A 20,579-nucleotide genomic window follows, 5' to 3' on the forward strand; every position below is an offset into this window, starting at 1 on the left:
GCGATTAATCCAGAATTATCGGTTGAATCAGGACCACAAGTGCATTACGTTCATGATCGCCGCTGACGCCGCCCCCGGCCCAGGTGCGATTAGCATCCCCGATACCTTGACTGTGGGTATCCATATTTGAGTTCTCGAAACCTGCAACGATCAGAGTCTCGCCTGAATTCATTCTTACGCGCTGCAGAAAATTGCGTGACTCTGTTTGCGGAATTTGTATGACTGATTCACCGGATGCAAAAGATTCCAGGCTTACGAGACTTGAAATATCCATACCGAACTGAAGAAGCAGGCTTCTGTCTGTTGTTATGTGCGGTACTAGGCTGATGTTAAACCCTGTATCGATTGTTCCCGGGCTAAGTGACGTAGTTGTTACGTTATCGGAAATGGTTGTTTCGGTACTGGCCAGGTAAGCTTGTTGGCGTCCTACACGCACAGGAACAGGCTGATTGTTAAGGGTTGTTACCGCTGCTGACGTCATCTGTGAAACTTTCCCCTGCTGCGAAAGTGCTGAAAACATGGCGCTTGAGCCTGTCCATCGATTAATGCTTGCATTTGGGTTGTTTGCATCAGAAAGAATTCTCAACCCGAGGTTCGATGCGGTTTCAGCTGGATTGAAGGCACTCGAAAAAGATATTCCGTACGTTTCTGATAGATTTTTAAACGCAAGGTCCCAGTCAATGCCGTAGTTATCATTCTTGCTTAAATTAACGGAAAGTACGCGTACATTGAGTATAACTTGCTTGGACATAGCATCATTCTGGGATGCCATGAATTGATCAACCCTCTCAAGTACGCTTGGGGTATCTGTAACTGAAAGGGTACCTGTAGCAGGGGTGACAGAAATTCGACCATTACTTGAGAGCATACTTTGGATGGAAAGCTCAAGGCTCTCCCATACTGACTCAGTAAATTCCATCGACGATTCGCTGCTGCCACCATTGGATGTGGCATTTACGTTAGTCTTCATAGATGAAGATCCCATGAGAGCAGCAACGCGATATGTCCGAGTGTCCTCTCGAAAAACCCTGATCTGGGTCGCATCACTATTCCAATCCCAGTAGACGCCAAATCGTGCTGTTAATTGGTCCATCAGACCTTTGAGTGTGCCATGATATACCACAGAGAACGTAAAACCTTCAGGGGCCGTCCGGGCTCTTTCGTCATCTGCTCCAATGGGTATATAAGGGGTTTTTCCTATGGGGCTTGAAATCAGACCCGGCGCGTGGCGTCTTGTGACTGTAGGCTTCTCAGGGTCTATTTCTTCACTATCATCCTCGTAAGTAGGCACCAGCACTTCACGTGCTGAATGATCTATGAATATAGGTACCCCGGATACAGCAGTGATATGGTCTGTCGCAGATGGAAAGCTATCAAAAAGCTTTGTTATCGAAACTTCCTGGCTTTCGGCTATGGAACCCGGGCGATTATTGTCATCAAGGGCAACCATCTGGGATGGAATCCACGAACCGGAGTTGACCTGAACGGATGCGAGTGAAGACGCGATACCAGTATTTGATCCAGCATCACGCATTAATCTTGAGATCTCTTTTTCGTGCTGGTCGATTGACGCTTCAGTCGAAGCAATCATGTCGGTTTTACAGCCGGATAGAATGAATAGGGTGAAAGCTATACTAGCCAGACGTGCGGAATGAAGTTTACTCACAGTCGTGCTCCTTTTCGCTCGGTTACATGGATTACACGATTTTGTCCCCATAGATTAACATCGAGACTTTTGTTGGCTCGCGCAGTAGCGCCTATCAATTGTTCGATTGCGTAGGGCAGGGTGCCTTGATAGCGAGCACTCGCGCCCAGCACGAAGTCGTGTTTTGGATCCCAAACCAGAGACCAGCCTTCAAATGCTGCCCACTCTGTCAAGGTCGTGCGGAGTGACTTCCCGCTGGTGACATCCCAAATTGCCTGCCCTTCAGCGGTCATGGGCTTGTCAAACACGAACAGTGTTTTTGAATCCCAATTGATACGCCCACTCCGAACCTGAGGGTGATTGTTCAGGATTCGCGTGAGGGCCATTAAACGATTCTCACCTTCACGCCAGCTTACACGATGCTCGATCGAACGTAGCGAATCGGCCAGGTGGATCGACCAGCCTTCAGGTAGCATTAGGCTAAGCGCAGATGTGAAAGGTACATTGTTTCCAAAGCTGCTCACAGGGCTCGGATCAACGACCCCAATTTCCTCGATATTAACTGTATTCGTGTTCCGCGCAGCAGACGATGAAACAACTGGAACTGTTGAAGATACTCCAGATCCTAAAACCACTTCCGGGCTTTCGCTTTGATGTAAACGCACATCAATTGTTGCCGGAACTGTAATACTTTCAACCTTAGGTTGTTGAACTGACGGCGAATCCGCAGGAGCTGCCACTTCTGGGGGAGATGCTTCGGGGACGTTAACAAGCTCAAGGCCATGGGCAATAGGGCTCAGTGCACCAAGGGAGCTGAGCAAGCACAACACCAAAAGATTCTTTTTTGCAGTCATCGGCAGCAACCTGTAATCGTCGTGAGAGTTTTAAAAATGAGCATATTTGGATAAGCGTGTGCGTTTATCTCCAAACTCCGCTTCCGTGTGTTGATCTTCAGTGATCGCGCCCGAAGTTGGCATCGTGCTTGGCGTCTCCGCATGTGCTGATCTACCATGGATGGGTTGTGCAGACGCGTCCCCGCCATCCTCAGTATTTTCTATTTTACCAGATGATCCATTTTCATTGTTTGATTCTACTGAATAATTGTCGTTATGCTCATCGCGTTCACTTACGCTGGTATGAGCTGAGTGCTCAGTGATCGAGTGCTCATCTGGCCGGGCTGTAGCAGTCTGATAGGTCTCAGAAGGGTCATATACCGGAATCACCTTTTCAGAGCTCGGTTCAACGTCAGACACATCGCACGATAATCCTGGATCATCACCTTTGTACGATCGTCCAGCGTCATCATCGAAAGACATTGTGGCTACAACGGGATGCAGTGGTGAGTCAGTCTCAACAGTACCATGTTCAACATGGAGTAATGAATTTGTACTATTGCCCAGGCCGGTGGTGGCAACATTACCAGAGCTAACAGAATTAATCGTGGGTTGTTGTGTTGATGCTAGGCGTGGGTTGATGGCATCTACGTCCTTATTGGACTCAACTTCACAGCAGCCCAATGCATCCGGAGAGTATGCGACTATGTTGTCGATCCCGATCACTTCGATGGCGTTAGCTAATAGAACGCCAAGTTCTTCAGGGGTGCTGTTTTCTATGGCGTTTGCGACCACTCGTGCTACAAAATTAGCCCCGTTCTTTTTTGAACCCATCTGATATGAGGGCGTATAGCGAGTATGTAGATTGAAATAATCCTGTGTGTTAGCGTCCTCGGAAGTTGTGGTCTCCCCAGATTGGGAGCGAGTAATGATCCCGGTATATAACAGCTCGCAAATCAGCGACGGCCACATAGATTTGATACGCTGCAGATTGAGACAGATCGTAGGCGTTTTAGGTAGGTGTATCTGCACATACTTGCGAGGGTCACTCATTGCGCCTCCCTTACCCCTTAATAAAGGTCATGTACTTGAGTGCGCCGCGGGCATTGGCGTAATGTGGGTCGTTCGGGATAACCACATTTGGGTGCTGAGATAATGTACGTCCCAAAACTTTTGCTCCGCCACCAACATACAGAATGCAATCGACATCTGTATCGTCCCCGAGTACCTGTCCGACTTGGGCACGGAGTTCGCGAACGATGATTTCCGAGGCGCTTGACAGGTAAGGGGAAAGGTCTTCTTTTTGTCCGCGAATATTCACAATGCCCTTGTTTTGAATGGCAGTATTGACGTGTTTGTTCGTGATGCGGATCTTGTGAGACTGCAGAACCAGCTCCTGTACTCGCTCGATATACTTCAAAATGCCGAGCGGAATTGAGCTGCTACGGTCGCGGCTGATGTTGCCGCCAGGCTGGACTACCGCGATATCAGTTGTGTGACCACCGACATCTACGACGGCAACGACTGCATCTTCGTCAGAGCAAATGTTACCCTTCTCATCAAGCAGATGATCGAAGTACGCCATGATCGCCTCAGGCAGTACGTGCACGTTTACAATGTCGGGCATTTTCACCGTATCTGAAAGGCCCTGTTCTCGGAAAACCGGCATAGTGAGTGAAGCTTTGCGCTTCTCAATCAGTAATTCTCGATCAGCACTAAAATAAGCGCTAATAGGTAAAGTTACCGCGAGGTTGATGCTGTCGTGTCTGTCAGGTGAAACGCCGGCAGCGTACATGGCATGATGGATCACGCAGCGGTTAGCCGGTGACACAGGATAAGAACCTGCGCGTGTGTCCGTTGGGTGAGATAGATTGGCACTCACACAGAAACGTGCTGTTAAATCAGAGTCCTCGTCGTGCTCTGCTGTACGGTAGGTATTCAGAGCGTGGCCACTCATGTCCGATTCGAAATGGCCGAGGTCAGCATTGCCATATACGGAAGGAATGAAAGATGTCTGGATGCCAGGACCTTCGTAGAAGGCGACTTTTGTGTTGGCATAGCCGTCATCAACAGCGATTGTCAGCGAGGGTTTTGCGACTTTTGTTTGTCCCATAAGATGGTTCCTTTTTGTGAATTGGTTAACGTAGATAATGGCGGCGCTTGGTAAGCTCATATGGAGAACCACTTGGGCGCCTACCTCCGCCTACCCACTGCCCTATGCGTGCGCGCACATAGAGAAAATTGGCTTCTGGGGTGAAACCACGTTTGCTCATCATAAATAAAAAAATCATGACGGCGACAGTTAGGTAAAACGTCCACTGTCTGAAATGCAGGATCAATAACAGAAGAGGGTATGCAATCGACGCATCCATGAAAAAAAAACGAGCTTCAATCGCAGTATTACGCCAATGCCAGCGTGTAACCTCAGCCATGATGAGATCCTCGATCGGTCAATAATACATTATCGGGATGGTAGAGCGGCGGAATCTCTTCACACGAAAAATTGTAATCAGGCTCAGAGTTGTCCGTATGTTCAGAACTTGACTTGATCTTCTGATACATCTCGAATTCCTGTGTGCTGATAAGGCCTTGTTCGTACTTTTCCGTCACATCAACCATTAGAGATCGGCCATAGCGGCTCACTAAGTCCTCCGTGACCGGGATCATATCTTTGATGGGGGTTTTTACCAGTATGTCTCGAATATGATCATCGAAAATCAACCATTCCCGGATAGCTACCCGACCTTTACCGTCAGCACGCACAACCAAACGCTGGTGTACGATGACACGCATTGCAGCAACCAGAGTGGCAGCCATACCGTCGCGTTCATTTTCGGGGAACTCTCGAACCATGCGCGAAATGGTCTCTGAAACAGAGTTAGTGTGAACTGTTGAGTACACGGCGACCCCTGTCTCGGCCTCAATCGACATGTTGCGAAGCGTTTCTTGGTCGCGTGCTTCACCAAACAAAATCACATCGCCGGCACGCCGCAGCGAGTTTCGCGGTGCTGCACTGAAGCTCTTCAGGTGAATAGGGACCTCTGTTTGCACGACTAGCGACTTTTTCTCTGGAAGGCCCATAAGATCAAATTCAATTGGGGCTTCATAGGTAATGATGTGCTTTCGTTCGCTTTCTGCAATGTCACGAAGAACAGAGGAGAGCAGTGTTGACTTGCCCGACCCCACTGGGCCTGTAACCAAGACCAATCCGTATTTGGGCTTAAATGCATTCACCAGGTAGTCCGGTAGCTCCATCGTCTCAACTTTGGGCGGGAACTCGGGTATTGTTCGCATGACGATGGCGATACCTTGGCTCCAGTTGTCCCGACAACCGGTTCCGTTGCATCGGAAACGTGCACGTTTGCCTCGCTCAAGCGTAATTTCATAAGGAAAATCGATATCCTGACCGGACTTGGTCTGCGAGGACGCAGAGGGCTGTTTGGAAAATTGATCCAACAGAAGCCCGATCTCATGGGTCGTGAGTCGACGACGGGTGATGCGAATCCACTCGCCATGCCGCCGAAGCCAAATAGCTTCATTAGGTGCAAAGGCGATATCAGAAGCATCCTGGAGCATGGACCATTTAAGAATGTCGTTAGCGACCTCCACGTTTATAAAAGAAGTGTCGCCCGGATACTCCAGCGTATCAGGTTCTGCATCGGGCTCGTCAACTGGAGCCAATCCTACAGATTCATAGGCGTCAGCTGCTGTATCCTTATGGTGAGTTTTCGCGGTGACACTTCCAGTATCTGCAGACATATACGTAACACCCTTATTGATTAATGCCGGGCACAGCTCGCCACTGGTTGGCGTTATTGAAGCGAACGGGATCAGTAATGCGAATGATGCGGTCGTCTACGTGGACACGATCACTCTGAACAGAAACACCAAGGCGGCCTTCATCAATACGTGGCATTGAAACCACTTGTTGCGCCGCCAGAGTTCTGAATCGCAGCATGCCGGTATAGTCCCGAACAAGGCGGGTGAGACGATCAGTGAAAATCAAGTTGGCTTGCTCAACGCCGCTTTGAAAACCCGTACAAATACCCATTCTCCAGAGCTCTTGCTCACCTCGATCGTATGGCATCAGCCCGCTGGGTGCATTTGTGGGCGCTTCCGCATGTTGATACAGGTATTCCCTCCAGGACGGAGGAGTCGTTGTGATGCGTGCGTTCACGATAATCTCCCACGTCATCTGTGATGAACGGGCGGTCTGACCATCACTGCTCATTTCGAAACTCTCTTTCGCCTCTGATATAACCGGCAAAAGAATGTTTTTTTGGGTGATTACGCGGTTGAAGTCCAGCGCGCGATCAAGCAGGGGCTCGATCTGATTTGACTCCAGAATGTACTCAATGCCTTTATATCGCCACGCAAGACCAGCCTGGGCGCCAATAGAAAAAGCCTCTTGCTCAATCGCATTCCTACGCAAATTCCGGATATCGGATGACGATGTCTTCACATCATCGCCGGACGATTCAGCAGTACTCTTGTTGCTCTTTTGTAAAGCAATCACTTCCTTCGGCGCGGCGTGAATAAGAGAAGCGTATGTGGAACGACATTCCTGTTGAATCAGGGCTTGCGTCTCTGGCGGCATGGGTGGCAAGTCAAATAGCATGGCTTAACCCTCCAGGTGGACCATTGTCAGACGCTTGCCGGCAACGTCGATACGAATGTTAAACCGACTTCCAGACTGATCATGGATTTTTGATACAACCTCGTAGAACTCCAAGTTGTTGGCATCAAACATAATGACCGGCTTGATCGGTGAGCGAACGCCAGATTCATCAAAGCTGTAACCAACCAAGCCCGCAATAATTCTCAATGCTTCATCGGCTGGTCCATTCCAGTTACGCAACGTAATCCGTTGAGAAAATTCCTTAACGTGATTCGGCTTTGCCGGCAGTGGCTGCGTGGGGCGCAACCCGCGTTCAACAGATGCCAGCACGCTGTGCTCATCCTGAATGCGCTCAACAGCCTGTTTGAGTGCAACGATCACGGGATCAGCTTTGGGTGGCTGTTGAGGTTGAGCGGCTTTCTGGCACCCGGCGAGCAGAGCGCCTGTCGCCAAGAGGACACCTCCTGTGCGGAGGGCATTCTTCAGATTTCGTGAACGCATCTCATATTCCCAATTGAGTTATTCGATCTAACTAAATGGCTTGCCAATTCGCCTTCGTGTTGCGGCAACTATTCGATCTGATTGTACCACATATGTAATAGATGATTGTGCTCAACACGAGCCTGTATCCGCCGTGGGTACCCATAATTTTATCCGCCGTGGGTAGATGGCTGTATCCGCCGTGGGTAGATGGCTGTATCCGCCGTGGGCAGATGGCTGTATCCGCCGTGGGCAGATGGCTGTATCCGCCGTGGGTAGATGGCTGTATCCGCCGTGGGTAGATGGCTGTATCCGCCGTGGGTAGATGCCTGTATCCGCCGTGGGTAGATGGCTGCATCCGCCGTGGGTAGATGGCTGTATCCGCCGTGGGTAGATGACTGTATCCGCCGTGGGTAGATGGCTGCATCCGCCGTGGGTAGATGGCTGCATCCGCCGTGGGTAGATGGCTGCATCCGCCGTGGGTAGATGGCTGCATCCGCCGTGGGTAGATGGCTGCATCCGCCGTGGGTAGATGGCTGCATCCGCCGTGGGTAGATGGCTGCATCCGCCGTGGGTAGATGGCTGCATCCGCCGTGGGTAGATGGCTGCATCCGCCGTGGGTAGATGGCTGCATCCGCCGTGGGTAGATGGCTGCATCCGCCGTGGGTAGATGGCTGCATCCGCCGTGGGTAGATGGCTGCATCCGCCGTGGGTAGATGGCTGCATCCGCCGTGGGTAGATGGCTGTATCCGCCGTGGGCAAGCGAGCTTTAGATCGACATAAAAGGGATGGATAGGCCCTGCGTAGATAGAAAACAGGGGGTGAATAGGTGTACATGAAACGCATTCTTTGGATCTGTTTGTGTAATTTATTTCAAAGTAGATGTGTAACCTCTTTACGAATACGTTAATTTCGTGTAATGGGTTTCACTATAGATGTGTAAGTAATTGCGCAAGTGGTGTGTAATATTATAGGGATGTAGTTAAGATCGTTTTAAGTGGAATATTTAATCCGTTTTTGCGTGAGGTAACGGGGGGAGAGCCTTGCGAGCACCCCGGCAAGCATAGAAAATCATCGTCTGTAGTAACGGAAACACACTTTTCGGGTAAAAAAAGAGGGCCATTCGTCATGCCAAAGGAACAGCATCAAAAACAGAAATTGGCGCGCTCAACGCAAGAGCGGTATGCAAGAACAGCAGGACGACTACTTGCTCGATTTGAGGAGGAGAACAGTTGCAAGATCGGAGATGACCCGCAGCTCCTGAGGGAGTGGCTGATCAATGAGCTATCGAAAAAGTTCAGCTCTCGAACACTAAGGGTGTATCGCTCTGCTCTTAACTACGCGCTTGGGAACGCAGGTGTCCAGATTGACATCCCGGATTTGTCGACGGGCCAAAGTGGCAGTAGGTCGGGATTGAGAGCTAAGCGATTACCGGACGACATCATCGACAGCATGATGAAAACCGCTTTCTATGGTCGCTTTGGGATCCATGCACGCATAGGTGTGACGATCATGTTCTGTTCCAGGCACTTCGGACTGCGCCCGATCGAATGGTTCGGCGCGTTGTACGATGAAGAAGAAAGACACTTGTTAGTAAGAAATGCAAAGCATTCGCGAGGCAGAAGCTTCGGTGAATATAGAACACTGCATGTTGGTGAAGGCATGCCTGAGCGTGTCATCGAGGCAGTCCGCTGGCTGCTTAACACCATCGCCGAACAGGGCTCACATGTTACTGATCTCGACGATCATGATGCGGACGTTACACGCTTGATGGCTGTTGCCGTCCGGCGCGTTCACGATAAGTGTATCGCAGGCCGTGAAAGCCAAGATAAGACGGCCCCGCGTTTCACATTGTACAGCGGCCGGCACCAGTTTGCGGCTCACGCAAAAGCGGGAGGTTTTTCCAAAGTGGAAGTGGCGGCCCTGATGGGGCACGCGTCACCTGATACGGCCGGCGAGCATTACGGGAGGCGCACCGCTGGACGCGTGGGAGGCATCCATGTTCAGCCCGATGAGGCGGACATTCAGGCGGTGGAGCGAATTGTGTTTGCCAAAAAAATCAGTCAAACACCTTCCTTCGTGTGAGAGGGAACAGCACCCGTGCATTTCTATTTATGGTAATATCGCATAAGAAAGGCACGACGCACTCGCAGGTCGCAGGTAATCTTTGTTTAAGAAACGAAGGCTTTACTTCTTTTCTGAGCTCTATGATGACCAGGTCGGAAGCCTTAAGTGCAACCATATTGGGTGCTACTCGCTCGGAGTTTTCATGGACCAAACGAAACAGCAAACGCGTCCGCCCGGTGTGCAGACGGGCGGCAGGCAACAGTCCGCTAAGCACAACGCTCCTCAGGGAGGTGCAGCGGCCAGGCAGGTAACAAGGCGCAATGATTGGTACAAGGACCTTGCAAAGCGTGCAATGTCAGTAGCAATAGTCAGTCAGTTGGTAGGCGTGGTTGGCATCGGCGTAGCGGTGACTGCCATTGCCATGAAGCCCGAAGCGCAATACTTTGCCACAGATAATGGCCGGATCATTCCTGTGATACCAGTTTCGCAACCGCTCAGCACCCCCAATGAGGTAACCAACTGGACTGTATCTGCCGTTACTCAGATATTGGGAATCGATTTCCTGAATTATCGCGATCAGTTGGCTAAATCAGAGGGGTTGTTCACAAAAGAGGGCTTTGAGTCGTACTTGATTGCTCTTCGTGATTCAGGGAACCTCGATTCGATACAATCAAATCGACATGTAGTGAAGGCAGTTGCCAATGGGGCGCCGCGTATTATTGGTCAAGGGCCTGTGCGCGGAGTTTACAGCTATCAGATGCAGATACCCCTGACCGTGACTTATCACGGTTCTACCCAGAGCAGCAGTCAGCGCCTGATGGCGAACGTGCTGGTGATGCGTGTGTCTGCCGAAAGAAGCCGTGACGGAATAGCGATACAGCAGCTGGTGTTCTCTCAGCGATGATTAAAAGGAGCGTTTTGTGAAAGCATCTAACCGGTTTCTTGCTGCGTCGATCACGCTGTGCTGTGCTCATGCAGTCGCAGAGGGGTCTGCTCAGCCTGAAGTGGATACGCCACAGGCGAATGTTGTAAATGAAGCACAGGTCAACCCACACTACGAACCCAAGGTCTTAACGCAGCAGCCTATCATTGTGCTGCCGCCGATTGCAGACGATCGCGAGTCCATGTATCGACAAGCGACACGAGAGGAGTCATTGCTGAGCCCGGATGAGGTTCGGCAGTTTCGAGAATACTTGTTGCAGAAAGAACAGGCAGTACATCAAGTCAAACCTCCTGTGATGAGAAGTCAGTCTCACTCCATATCGCTGGCTCCCGGTAGCAAGATTCCAAAGATCAGCATCGCACCCAGGTACGTAGCTAGTTTGGTTGTTGTTGACAGTCAGGGTAACCCTTGGCCGATAGTGGGTCATAATAATGGCGCACCCGGTGTTTTTCAGACGACGGTTCCAGAGGCGGACCCCTTCAATGTACTGAGTATTGCTGCGTTGATGAATGTGGGAACGTCGAATCTGGCTATTCAGCTGGAAGGGCAATCAGTGCCGCTTATCATTGAGCTTGAAGTGAATCGCGATCTCATGGACGTGCGAGCCGATCTTGTTGTGGGCGAGGTAGGGCCGCGTTCGAGTCAGGTGTACAGCTTCGGTGGCGGCATGCCCAGTGCAACGCCTGATTCAACCATGATGGCTTTTATCGATGGGGTGCCGCCGGCGTCTGCCGTTAGCCTGGCGGTGTCGGATGCACGATTTCGCGTTTGGGAATACAGCGATCAATTGTATATCCGAACTGGTTTGTATGTGAGTTCACCGCGCCCCAGTGCCATTTCCAATGGCACTGGGGGGGTCAGGGTGTACCGGATGAACAAGACGCCCATGGTGCTGTTTAGTGCAGATGGAAAAGTAGGCACGCTCAGAATTACCTTGAATGATCTTCGCAATGAGAGGGGGCGTCTGTAATGGCTGCGAAAAAAGGGAAATACGCCAGGGCGCTGTCCGGTAGCGGACGCATGCTGGCAATCGTGGGTGGTGTGTTTTTGATTGGCGTCGTGATTGCCATGTTCACCATTAAGCACTTTACATCATCTAATGCAGGATCCGCGCAGGCGAAAGTTGCACGTACGCCGGAGGTGCGGGCTGATCCTACCGGCGAGGGCGCCGATGAAGAGTATCAGCGCATGATTCGAGAGCAGAATCAGCAAGTCGTGGATGAGGCCCTTCGCACCGGAAAAAGTGCCATTCCAACGCTTGTTGATGGGGTCTCTGATGAGATGTGTGAAAACGACAGTGAATGTATGGCGGAACGAACCCGCTTGGCGGCCGAACTTGAGGAAGCGGCGCGGCGTGAGGCTCAATTGAAGGCTGATCTTGAGCGCGCTCGCACTATGCTTGAGGCCAGCAAGAACCCGCCGCAGGTCAATCGTAGCTACTATGAGCACGATGGTCGGGAGTTCATGACGCCTGAGTACCGCGAAGCCGAGCGCCAGAGAATGCGGCAGGAGATGCAGCGTATTGCCGCTGTTCACAGGCCTCAGGGTGCGGGTGGTTTTGTTGCAAGCGGCTATACGCCGTCACGTGCGGAAGCGGGGCAGCAATCTGCAGGGAGCCGTACATCTGCCCGAGGTGATGACTCAGGTTCGACGGACTCAGGTAGTGTATCTACGCAATATCTGATTAATGCGGGGACAGTGCTCTACGCCACTCTCGATATGGAGGCTAATTCAGATGTGCCGGGGCCGCTGCGTGCGACAGTGCAGGGTGGCAAGTATAACGGTGCTCATCTGTTGGGTAATTTCACGGTGTCAAACGATTATCTAGTGATGCGGTACAACCGCATGGTGATGCCATCAGGTGAGCATCTTGCGATCGATGCAGTCGCCATTGATCCTGAGCGAAGATTGATCGGCCTGGCTGATAAAGTTGATCGGCATTATCTCCAGCGTTTTGGTGCATTGCTTGGTGCAGCTTTCCTTCAAGGCTATGGTGATGCCGTGTTGGCCAGCCGCGAAGTGACTCGAAGTTCTGAGTTTTCTGAAGAGGTGGTGTCAACCATTGATACTACCAAAGACCAGGCACTGGCCGCTCTGTCCAAGGTGGGGGATGAGCTTGCCAATGTTGTCCGGCCTCTAGCCAATCGACCGCCGACCGTCATCAAGTATGCCGATACCGGCATGGGTCTCCTTTTCCTGAATCCTGTGGAGTAATAGCATGTCAGACGAACAATATTATCAGAATGGTCAGGGCGAAGACGCACACCATGATCAATATGCTGACCATGGTACCGACAACTTCGGTGTTCAGATTGATCCATCTGAGCAAGGTGATATTTACGAGCATTCGGATGAGCAACGCGCCTATGAAGGGCATGTTGCTGCAGCGCCGCCGCCCAAGAAAAAGTCCAAACTGAAACCCATACTGTTCATCGGTTCTTTTGGCTTGGTGGGTTTGGGTGCCATGGCAGCTATGAATGGCGTATTTAGTGGTGGAGCGGTACAGCCCCAGGCGTCGACCTTTCAGCAACCGCAGATGCAAGCGCCGATACAGCAACCTACACCAACGCCCGTTGATCATAGTGCTGATGCTGAGGTGGATCGCATTGCTGCGCTAATGGAAGGCCGCGCAACGCCAGCTCCCAATGGTTCACGTGCGTCCACAAACGTCCCGCAGGCACCGAGAAATGCAACGACAGCCGCTCCTGCCCCAGGTAACAGCGCTTCAGAGGGCAGTCTCTCTATCGAGGGTGATGCGGGCAGCATTGAAGGTATGATTCAACAGATGGTCGGACAGATGGACGATGTGGCTGTCCGCGTGGCTGAAATTGAGAAGCACAACCGCGAAACACAGGCGCAGGTGCGCGCTACGCAGCAGGAAGTCGGAGCGCTGAAACAGGCTCAATCAACCACCTTGCAATCTCTTGTTCAGATGCAGAAGCAACTTGATGAAATCCTGAGAGGGTCATCACAGACTGCACAACGCGCATCTGGTAATGGCACAGGCAATAGCGGCAAGCAACAATCTGTTGTAGGTGGCATGCATACTGTGGCCAGAGGTGAATCACTGTCATTGATCGCTGCGAAGTATGGCGTGTCACTTGAAGCTTTGGTCAAAACCAACGGCATCAATAACCCTTCGTTCATTCCGGTTGGTCTGAAAGTCCGGGTGGATGGCAATGATATCAGCGATGCTGAAAAGGCGCGCAATGCACGACTGACCACGGGCGCTATAGCTGCTACTACCCGCAGTGGTGGGTCCGCGGTGGCAAAGTACTCTGGTCCTGTTTGGCAGGTCGCAGGCATGAGCCCTGGGCGCGTAGTGCTGGTGTCGCGTGATGGTCAATACGTGAGTGGTGCCGTTGGGGAAAGCGTACCCGGTGTAGGCCGAATCACATCCATTAATATGGCGTCCCAGACTGTGAGTACTACCGGTGGTACGCTGAGGCTTCGTTGAGGAGTGCAGTGATGCGGATGAGTTCTCTCGTGCATTTAAGGGGCACACAGTCGCGCAGCCAAGTAGCATATTACTTGGGTATGTTGTGCTTGCTTATAGTTCGTCCTGTGTATGCAGAGGAGGAAATTGGTCTCGATGGGCTGACGCGGGCGCTTGAGGCGTTTGGTCCTGTTCTTGCAGTCCTTTGCATATTCATCGGTTTTATTTTAGTTGGCTACTCGCTCCTTAAGGCAGCTACTCTCAATAGGCCGGATGGTGGAGGATCAAAGCCAGCCATCGTGATTTCGACGCTGTTGACGGGTGTGTTTTTGATCAACATCGGACTTGTCGTTGATACGATGTCGCGATCTTTGGGCTTCAGTACCGAGGCTTCACTCGTATTATCTGAAGGCAAATTCTACACAGCGGAAAGTGAGTTTGCTGAATATGCATCAGGAATAAACTTTGCTTTTGCCGTAATACAAATCGTAGGGGCGCTGGCAATTGCCCGGGGTTTGATTTTGATTAAGAAATCATCCCAAGGCGGCGCTTCCGGGCAGGGTGTAAGTATTGGCCATGCTGCAACGCATCTTGTAGGCGGAACATTGGCCCTGAATATCAAGCCGTTTCTGGGAATCCTGGGTAACACGATGGGGGGTGATGCGAACAGCATTATCCATATGATCATTGATGGTGTGACGCGGGTGTAGTTACAACCCACATAAAGTATTTGTGGTATAATCAGTTAGGCACAGCACGGCAAAGTCTGTACGGCAAACCCTTTGTGTATATGCTGTCAGTTCTTCCAAATGGCCCCGACTACAGGGACGTTACCGCTTGGATCTGTGTTCGATAATATTGGGTTATACAATATATGTCAAGTGAGGAACTTGGATTATGAAGCATGCAAAGCAAATGCGTCAAAAAATGGCTAACCGTTACTATGCCATCATGGCTATAGCGACGGTCACTGCGATGGGCGCCGGTAACGCCAGTGCGATGGAATTGTCAGATGTCATATCAAAAACAGGGGGCCAGTTCTCGGATGCTGGTCAGTGGGTCCAGACGATTTTCGGTTTTCTGGGCTTTGTGCTGGTAGGTATGGGTATTTGGGGGTTGGCAACACGTAAAGACAATCCGCAGAAGCCGGTTTCTCATTCCATCTGGTTCATTGTTGGCGGCGCGTTCTTGCTGATTATTGTTGTGATTCTGCAGATGGTCACACAGTCTACGTTCAGCACCAGTGATACCTCCCTCGACCGGATTGGTCTGTAGTCCATGTCAAATACGCTGCAGTCTGTTACGCAGCAGCTAAAGGGGCGCGCCAAGCGCGCCCCTTTTCAGTTGGTGCCTGGAATTAAGCGAAAGCTATCGCGGCGCAACGACCCAGAGGTCAAGGCCGCGGATAGTGCATTTCAACAAATCCGCCTGAAAGTTCTGATGCGTGATCACTTTACATGTCAGGCATGTGGTTTTGCGTCTGTCAGTGACCAACATGCACCAAGCGGATTTCTCGAAGCGCACCATATCGATGACGACCATCATCACAATGAGATGGATAACCTGGTGACACTATGCCCCTATTGCCACCAAGTGTTCACACTTGGTAGGCGAGGTGATCTTTTCAGTGCATTGCCGATTTGGTTGCCTGAAGTGTCTCAGGCTGAGTTGAATTTGCTGTGTCATGGCATGTTTTTCCTGATGCGGCTTGATGATCGGTCTCGCAGAGATGAGATTCAGCTATCGGCATCCGCGAAGGCGCGATGTGCGCACGTTGCGGATTTGTATCAGCACATGCTGAGCCAAGGGGATGCGCGCCTACAGGCTCTTGGTGTGCCCCTCACCAGCTTTGATGCACTTGAGGTTTTGTCAGGCGCACTGATGGGGCTGACGGATCGTGAGTATGCATTACGGCACCTGTTCCTGGGGAGTTTGAGGTTGGTGCCTGATATGACCCACTTTTCCGAACATATAAATTTTTGGGCCGACAACGTCTGGCTCAGAGGGGTAAAGCCAGACGGCTGGGATGCCCTGATCCACCAGGTCAGCGAGTCCATCGGACTGCAAGAGCCTGTTTAGATGTAAGGCCTGCAAATAAAACCCTGATTATCTAACCGGTCTATGGAGGCTGTGCATGTTGCGCGTCGGCGTTGTTGTTTTCGACGATTCAGTGGACCCGGCACAAGGCTGGTCCTGCATAGCGGGTGAGAAATATCCGAGGCGAATTAAAGGGGTGCAAGCGCTTCGCAGTGATGTGTGCTGGATGCTCAGCTGCGATTCTTCCGTGGCCTACAATCAGGGGCTTTCGAACAACGCTTTTTTTCGAAGTAATGCGTTTTTGCCCGTTAAAATGTCCGACCTCAGGCTTGAGTTGGGTCTAACGGCTGACTTCTCATTCGAGCAGAAGGCTATCGAGGGGCATCTTGAAGCGCGTCTATTGGCGGATGTGTTTGAGCGCTTTGTCAAAATTCAGTGTGCGTTTCTGGGTATCGAGCGTGCTAACTGGCGACCGCCTATGTTTGATGCTCGCAAAATGTTGCGCGAAACGCTCGTGAAAGCCGACCAGAAAGTTGATTCTGATCTTCTCATTGCTGCATCAGAGGCGCGTCAGGATTGGGTGAGCTGTCATAACCGCTTCAAAATAAGCGAGCACGAGTACAAGAAATTTTATAAGCCACGTATGGCACATGCGCTTTCCATGCTTGAAGTTTCGGTTCCGACCGAGCCCAAATATACGGCTTTACCTGGTTCAAAACTTCCGACCAATCGGCATGATTTTGCTGAGTGGGCGCTGAGCCAGAAAGGACCTGTATTGGCCCGGGCGGTGATCCATGAAATAGATGATTCCGTGAGCTCGGTGATCAGCTACGGTGGCATTGCACGACGGGATATCAAAATCAAAGGCGACTTCGTCCGTAGCTACATGTGCACACGCCAGTGGCTGACGACGCACGATCTTGTTGCACTGATGAATAACGCCACGATAGAGATCAAAGAGGCGCTCGTATTTGATGAGTCAATTTGCAGGCCGCCGCTGGAAATTCCACAGATCGCTCAGTTCTTCGAATCGATCACACCTGCTGAGTGTGTGAGTCATTCAATGGGCATGTTTGCAGCGGGTCTTTGGAGTGGGCTCCTGATGCACAATCCTCGGCCCATGCAGAAGGATGTCTCAACCAATCTTTGGGCGCCGTTTATCCGTTCGTATGATCGACTTTTGTGCATGATGTCGGCGTCAGAGCTGACATCTCAAGGCTATTTGGTAGCCGGTTACGGCGCGGGCAAGATCCACGCGTGGCTGCCAAAGGAGGCAACCAATGACGTACTCCAGGTCTGCCGACAAGCAGATGTGTTGCCTATGATGCTGCCGCCGTCAGAAGAGAGTTTGAATAATGCGTCGATTTTCCAGTCTGACACCAGTGCATGGGGGGCGAACATGTTAATGCTCAGCGGTGGTTTAGCCGAAGATTACTTAATGGCTGATGATGAAATAGTTGACGACTGGCTTAGCCGCTACGCGGCACGGTGAGGGATTCATATGCTAGGTGCTATGGCGGATTTTACAACCGATGTTCTCTTTACACTTGGGTCTATATTTAAGACTGAAGCGGGCTCATACATCGACATTGAGACCGTTGAAGATGATATGAGTACATTCGTGCGTCAAGACGGTACCTTGGTTTCAATTGTGAACATCCGGGGGGTTCAGAAGCTTTTGGGGCCGCATGAGTTTCCTGAATATCTACGAGCGCTAAATGAACGATTGGCGCCCGTGCTGGGCGCTGAAGGGCATTCATTGCAACTTGTGTACAAGCGTGACCCATTTGGCGCTGCGCGCGAAATCGATGCATCACTTATACCAGCGCGCAAAACTGCAGAACGTCTCAATATGGATATAGACTGGGTCCTCAACGCTAAACGCGATGCACTGGTTCAGTTTTGCGCATCGGAAAGTACCTGGTTGGCAATTTCGACGAACTATGGCGTTTTCAGTCAAATTGAGATTAAAGCAGCAGCTGCCGAACGTGGTGCGGCAATGAAAAAAATGCCGACGGGACGTTATTGCCAGAACATGACGCCTAGTTCCCCAGGGCTGTACAGCAACCATGTATCAACCGTTGGGGAGTTGATAGATGGTTTGCGAAGCTTGGGTGTGGTCTGTGAGGCTATGAATGCTCATGATGCTTTAACGGCGATCCGTAAAGAAGTTGACCCGGAGTTCACGTCAGACAAATGGCGACCATTGCTCCCAGGCGATCGCTTTCCCGTTCGTTTTCCAGACGCGCCCACGGATGAAAAAGAGACGGTCCTGTATCCGCGCATACGGGATCAAGTGTTTCCACGAGGCGCCGGTGAAATAGTCAATCATCGCTGGATTGAGATAGGTGACAATCTTCACGCGCCGGTCGTTATGTCAATGCCACCGCAAAGTCCGCAGTCATTCCAGGGGCTGTTGAGTTCGTTGATTGAGGCACAAATACCGTTTCGTGTAGGGGTCGATCTAACACCCAGTGGGCTGAATGGATTTAACCTGAAATCGATTCTAGCCTCGGTGTTGCATGTCACGTCGGGTAATAATAAGCGGTTCAATGCTGCCTACGAAGGTCTTCGTCAGATGGAGTTGGATAATGAGACCATTATTGGTTTCCGGCTCTGTGCTGATACGTGGGCGCCGGCAGATGATACTTCATTGATGCGAAATCGAGCCTCGCGTTTATCGCAGTGTATTCAATCATGGGGCAATAGTGATACTCGGCAAGTGTTTGGCGATCCGCTTTGCGGTGTATCAGCAACACTTCCGGGCACCAATCGGATCAACCCGGCACCGGCGGTAGCGGCGCCGATTCATGAGATCACTCAGATGCTCCCTATGGCGAGGCCTGCATCCCCCTGGATCGAAGGTGCGCTGCCGTTCAGAACGCCGGACGGGAAGCTCATGTCATACCAGCCGGGTTCCAGTCTGCAAACAGCCGCGGTGACCTTGGCCTTTGCACCGATGGGGCAGGGTAAGTCGGTATTGCTCAATGCGCATAACATGGCACTGGCATTGCGAGGTGGTCTCGAGCGGTTGCCGTATATCTCAATTCTTGACATAGGGCCCTCATCATCAGGGCTGATCGCCTTGCTGCAGCAATCACTCCCGGACGACATGAAAGACAAGGTAATGTATCACCGTCTTAAAATGACACCGGAGTATGCGATCAACCCCTTCGATCTGCCGTTAGGGTTACGCAAGCCGATGCCGGATCATAAGGCGATGCTCGTTAACCTGTTGTGTATTCTGTGTACCGAGGTTGGTGAAGTTAAACCGGAATCCGGTGTGGCCGGTATTGCCAGTCAGATCGTTGAGATTGTTTACGATGTGTTCAATGAGCGTACGCCTAAGCGATTTGATGAACACCAAGATCCTGAGTTGACCCAGTTTATTCTCAGCCAAGGATTGCATATTGATCATGCCACAACCTGGTACGAGATCGTGGATGAACTCTTCGACAAAGGGTATCCCGAGCATGCCGCCCGCGCTCAGCGTTTCGCGGTTCCGTTGCTGGGTGATTGTGCCGCCGTGGTTAAGGACCCTGCGATTACGAACATCTATAAGGGTGTTGTTGATACCAAGGAAAGTGTTATCGATTACGTATGGCGAATGATCAATGAGGCTATCAACGAATTTCCCATCCTTGCCATGGCTACACGTTTCGATATCAGTAATGCCCGTGTTGTATCACTAGATCTTGATGAGGTTTGCCCTAAAGGCTCGGCCAAGGCCGATAAGCAAACGGGTGTTATGTACATGCTGGCACGCTATGTACTGGCGCAACGTTACTACTTTGGCAAGGACAGTCTTCCATTCTTCAGTGACAAGTACCGTGGTTACCATGCGCGGCGTGTAGCTGAAACGGCAAGCGACCCCAAGCTTCTCTGTCTTGACGAATTCCACCGAACCGGCAAGGTTGAAGGTATCCGTGAGCAGATTGTTCGTGACATTCGAGAGGGACGTAAGTGGGGCATTCAGATCATGCTGGTGTCGCAGAACATAGATGACTTCGATGACATTATGATAAACCTGTCTTCGACACGGTTCGTCCTCGGCGCGAATACACCGAGCGATGCCGATGCCATTGTGAAGCGGTTTGAGCTGTCACCCTCTGCACGCGATATCATTCTCAACAAGATCCTCAAGCCCGGGCGTAAAGGTGCAGGCGTCTATTGTTCCGCCAGTACAGAGCTGGGTAACGCAGAGATGTACTTGTATCTGACGCTCGGTCTGACTGAATTGTGGGCATTCGATTCGTCTGCTGAGAACCGAACGTTACGCGATATTCTTTACCAACGTGTAGGTGCACGCCGAGCACTGGAAATGCTTTGCAAGTATTTCCCGTCTGGAAGTGCTGTTAAAGAGATCGAGCGCAGGCGTGGTGAAATGTCGTCTGAGCGTGACGAGCAATCTCGAACAATTATCGAAGTTGTGGCGGATGAGATGTTGCTGAAAGAGTCGGATACGCTATTGTAGTCGACATCGGGCGAACACCGCTGCATTTTCTGGTGTTCGCCCGATG

The 20,579-nt window shown here is 51.2% G+C and carries 19 protein-coding genes; 10 read left to right on the top strand and 9 right to left on the bottom strand.

The genetic code is table 11. The annotated features are described in order from the left end of the window. Nucleotides 1–4 precede the first annotated feature (4 nt). The 9 genes from ACAM29_RS19755 to ACAM29_RS19795 all read right to left on the bottom strand — a co-directional run bounded on the left by ACAM29_RS19755 (nucleotide 5) and on the right by ACAM29_RS19795 (nucleotide 8,256). A complete protein-coding gene (locus ACAM29_RS19755) occupies nucleotides 5–1,666 on the bottom strand; it encodes a PilN family type IVB pilus formation outer membrane protein (protein ID WP_369625290.1) in 1,662 nt (553 codons plus the stop codon). Beyond that, on the bottom strand, nucleotides 1,663–2,499 hold the full coding sequence (locus ACAM29_RS19760; protein WP_369625291.1) for a toxin co-regulated pilus biosynthesis Q family protein: 837 nt from the start codon (nucleotides 2,497–2,499) through the stop codon (nucleotides 1,663–1,665). Before ACAM29_RS19760 ends, ACAM29_RS19755 begins: the two co-directional genes overlap by 4 nt. A gap of 30 nt (nucleotides 2,500–2,529) precedes the next feature. Further along, complete coding sequence (locus ACAM29_RS19765) at nucleotides 2,530–3,531, bottom strand: hypothetical protein (protein ID WP_369625292.1); 1,002 nt, start codon at nucleotides 3,529–3,531, stop codon at nucleotides 2,530–2,532. Between the two features lie 10 nt (nucleotides 3,532–3,541). Next, entirely contained in the window at nucleotides 3,542–4,591 is a 1,050-nt protein-coding gene (parM, locus tag ACAM29_RS19770; RefSeq protein WP_369625293.1) for a plasmid segregation protein ParM domain-containing protein, read from the bottom strand. 25 nt (nucleotides 4,592–4,616) lie between these two features. Continuing rightward, nucleotides 4,617–4,910, bottom strand: a complete 294-nt coding sequence (gene icmT, locus ACAM29_RS19775) for an IcmT/TraK family protein (RefSeq protein WP_369625294.1) — start codon at nucleotides 4,908–4,910, stop codon at nucleotides 4,617–4,619. Continuing rightward, a complete protein-coding gene (locus ACAM29_RS19780; protein WP_369625295.1) occupies nucleotides 4,903–6,237 on the bottom strand; it encodes a type IV pilus twitching motility protein PilT in 1,335 nt (444 codons plus the stop codon). The genes icmT and ACAM29_RS19780 overlap by 8 nt, the downstream gene beginning before the upstream one ends. Before the next feature lie 13 nt (nucleotides 6,238–6,250). Next, complete coding sequence (locus ACAM29_RS19785) at nucleotides 6,251–7,096, bottom strand: type IV secretory system conjugative DNA transfer family protein (protein WP_369625296.1); 846 nt, start codon at nucleotides 7,094–7,096, stop codon at nucleotides 6,251–6,253. A 3-nt stretch (nucleotides 7,097–7,099) separates the two neighbouring features. Continuing rightward, a complete protein-coding gene (locus tag ACAM29_RS19790; RefSeq protein WP_369625297.1) occupies nucleotides 7,100–7,549 on the bottom strand; it encodes a DotD/TraH family lipoprotein in 450 nt (149 codons plus the stop codon). Nucleotides 7,550–7,746: 197 nt separating this feature from the next. Further along, the gene (locus tag ACAM29_RS19795; RefSeq protein WP_369625298.1) at nucleotides 7,747–8,256 is read right to left on the bottom strand and encodes a hypothetical protein; all 510 of its coding nucleotides are present in this window, start codon (nucleotides 8,254–8,256) and stop codon (nucleotides 7,747–7,749) included. Between the two features lie 448 nt (nucleotides 8,257–8,704). On the opposite strand from ACAM29_RS19795, the gene ACAM29_RS19800 reads away from it, so the two are divergent. From ACAM29_RS19800 to ACAM29_RS19845, 10 genes are all read left to right on the top strand, one after another. Next, on the top strand, nucleotides 8,705–9,661 hold the full coding sequence (locus tag ACAM29_RS19800; protein WP_369625299.1) for a hypothetical protein: 957 nt from the start codon (nucleotides 8,705–8,707) through the stop codon (nucleotides 9,659–9,661). Nucleotides 9,662–9,845: 184 nt separating this feature from the next. Then, complete coding sequence (locus tag ACAM29_RS19805; RefSeq protein ID WP_369625300.1) at nucleotides 9,846–10,547, top strand: type IVB secretion system apparatus protein IcmL/DotI; 702 nt, start codon at nucleotides 9,846–9,848, stop codon at nucleotides 10,545–10,547. Between the two features lie 16 nt (nucleotides 10,548–10,563). Beyond that, the gene (locus ACAM29_RS19810; protein WP_369625301.1) at nucleotides 10,564–11,556 is read left to right on the top strand and encodes a DotH/IcmK family type IV secretion protein; all 993 of its coding nucleotides are present in this window, start codon (nucleotides 10,564–10,566) and stop codon (nucleotides 11,554–11,556) included. Beyond that, complete coding sequence (locus ACAM29_RS19815) at nucleotides 11,556–12,800, top strand: TrbI/VirB10 family protein (RefSeq protein ID WP_369625302.1); 1,245 nt, start codon at nucleotides 11,556–11,558, stop codon at nucleotides 12,798–12,800. Before ACAM29_RS19810 ends, ACAM29_RS19815 begins: the two co-directional genes overlap by 1 nt. Before the next feature lie 4 nt (nucleotides 12,801–12,804). Beyond that, nucleotides 12,805–14,043 (top strand): LysM peptidoglycan-binding domain-containing protein, encoded by a 1,239-nt coding sequence (locus ACAM29_RS19820; RefSeq protein WP_369625303.1) that lies wholly within the window; start codon nucleotides 12,805–12,807, stop codon nucleotides 14,041–14,043. 11 nt (nucleotides 14,044–14,054) lie between these two features. Further along, on the top strand, nucleotides 14,055–14,732 hold the full coding sequence (locus ACAM29_RS19825) for a hypothetical protein (RefSeq protein ID WP_369625304.1): 678 nt from the start codon (nucleotides 14,055–14,057) through the stop codon (nucleotides 14,730–14,732). Nucleotides 14,733–14,919: 187 nt separating this feature from the next. Further along, a complete protein-coding gene (locus tag ACAM29_RS19830) occupies nucleotides 14,920–15,297 on the top strand; it encodes a DUF6750 family protein (RefSeq protein ID WP_369625305.1) in 378 nt (125 codons plus the stop codon). A gap of 3 nt (nucleotides 15,298–15,300) precedes the next feature. Continuing rightward, entirely contained in the window at nucleotides 15,301–16,101 is an 801-nt protein-coding gene (locus ACAM29_RS19835) for an HNH endonuclease (protein ID WP_369625306.1), read from the top strand. Nucleotides 16,102–16,156: 55 nt separating this feature from the next. Beyond that, complete coding sequence (locus ACAM29_RS19840; protein ID WP_369625307.1) at nucleotides 16,157–17,551, top strand: hypothetical protein; 1,395 nt, start codon at nucleotides 16,157–16,159, stop codon at nucleotides 17,549–17,551. Between the two features lie 21 nt (nucleotides 17,552–17,572). Then, a complete protein-coding gene (locus ACAM29_RS19845) occupies nucleotides 17,573–20,533 on the top strand; it encodes a hypothetical protein (protein WP_369625308.1) in 2,961 nt (986 codons plus the stop codon). Nucleotides 20,534–20,579 lie beyond the last annotated feature (46 nt).

The organism is Marinobacterium sp. BA1 (genome assembly GCF_041155135.1).
GTDB lineage: Bacteria > Pseudomonadota > Gammaproteobacteria > Pseudomonadales > Balneatricaceae > Marinobacterium > Marinobacterium iners.

Bases quoted from the DNA above. Each gene is read 5' to 3' on its own strand.
- ACAM29_RS19795 (WP_369625298.1), bottom strand. From the start codon at position 8,256: ATGCAGCCATCTACCCACGGCGGATGCAGCCATCTACCCACGGCGGAT.
- ACAM29_RS19840 (WP_369625307.1), top strand. From the start codon at position 16,157: ATGTTGCGCGTCGGCGTTGTTGTTTTCGACGATTCAGTGGACCCGGCA.
- ACAM29_RS19760 (WP_369625291.1), bottom strand. From the start codon at position 2,499: ATGACTGCAAAAAAGAATCTTTTGGTGTTGTGCTTGCTCAGCTCCCTT.
- ACAM29_RS19780 (WP_369625295.1), bottom strand. From the start codon at position 6,237: ATGTCTGCAGATACTGGAAGTGTCACCGCGAAAACTCACCATAAGGAT.
- ACAM29_RS19835 (WP_369625306.1), top strand. From the start codon at position 15,301: ATGTCAAATACGCTGCAGTCTGTTACGCAGCAGCTAAAGGGGCGCGCC.
- ACAM29_RS19765 (WP_369625292.1), bottom strand. From the start codon at position 3,531: ATGAGTGACCCTCGCAAGTATGTGCAGATACACCTACCTAAAACGCCT.
- ACAM29_RS19800 (WP_369625299.1), top strand. From the start codon at position 8,705: ATGCCAAAGGAACAGCATCAAAAACAGAAATTGGCGCGCTCAACGCAA.
- ACAM29_RS19805 (WP_369625300.1), top strand. From the start codon at position 9,846: ATGGACCAAACGAAACAGCAAACGCGTCCGCCCGGTGTGCAGACGGGC.
- ACAM29_RS19785 (WP_369625296.1), bottom strand. From the start codon at position 7,096: ATGCTATTTGACTTGCCACCCATGCCGCCAGAGACGCAAGCCCTGATT.
- ACAM29_RS19845 (WP_369625308.1), top strand. From the start codon at position 17,573: ATGGCGGATTTTACAACCGATGTTCTCTTTACACTTGGGTCTATATTT.
- parM (WP_369625293.1), bottom strand. From the start codon at position 4,591: ATGGGACAAACAAAAGTCGCAAAACCCTCGCTGACAATCGCTGTTGAT.
- ACAM29_RS19820 (WP_369625303.1), top strand. From the start codon at position 12,805: ATGTCAGACGAACAATATTATCAGAATGGTCAGGGCGAAGACGCACAC.
- ACAM29_RS19830 (WP_369625305.1), top strand. From the start codon at position 14,920: ATGAAGCATGCAAAGCAAATGCGTCAAAAAATGGCTAACCGTTACTAT.
- ACAM29_RS19825 (WP_369625304.1), top strand. From the start codon at position 14,055: ATGCGGATGAGTTCTCTCGTGCATTTAAGGGGCACACAGTCGCGCAGC.
- icmT (WP_369625294.1), bottom strand. From the start codon at position 4,910: ATGGCTGAGGTTACACGCTGGCATTGGCGTAATACTGCGATTGAAGCT.
- ACAM29_RS19815 (WP_369625302.1), top strand. From the start codon at position 11,556: ATGGCTGCGAAAAAAGGGAAATACGCCAGGGCGCTGTCCGGTAGCGGA.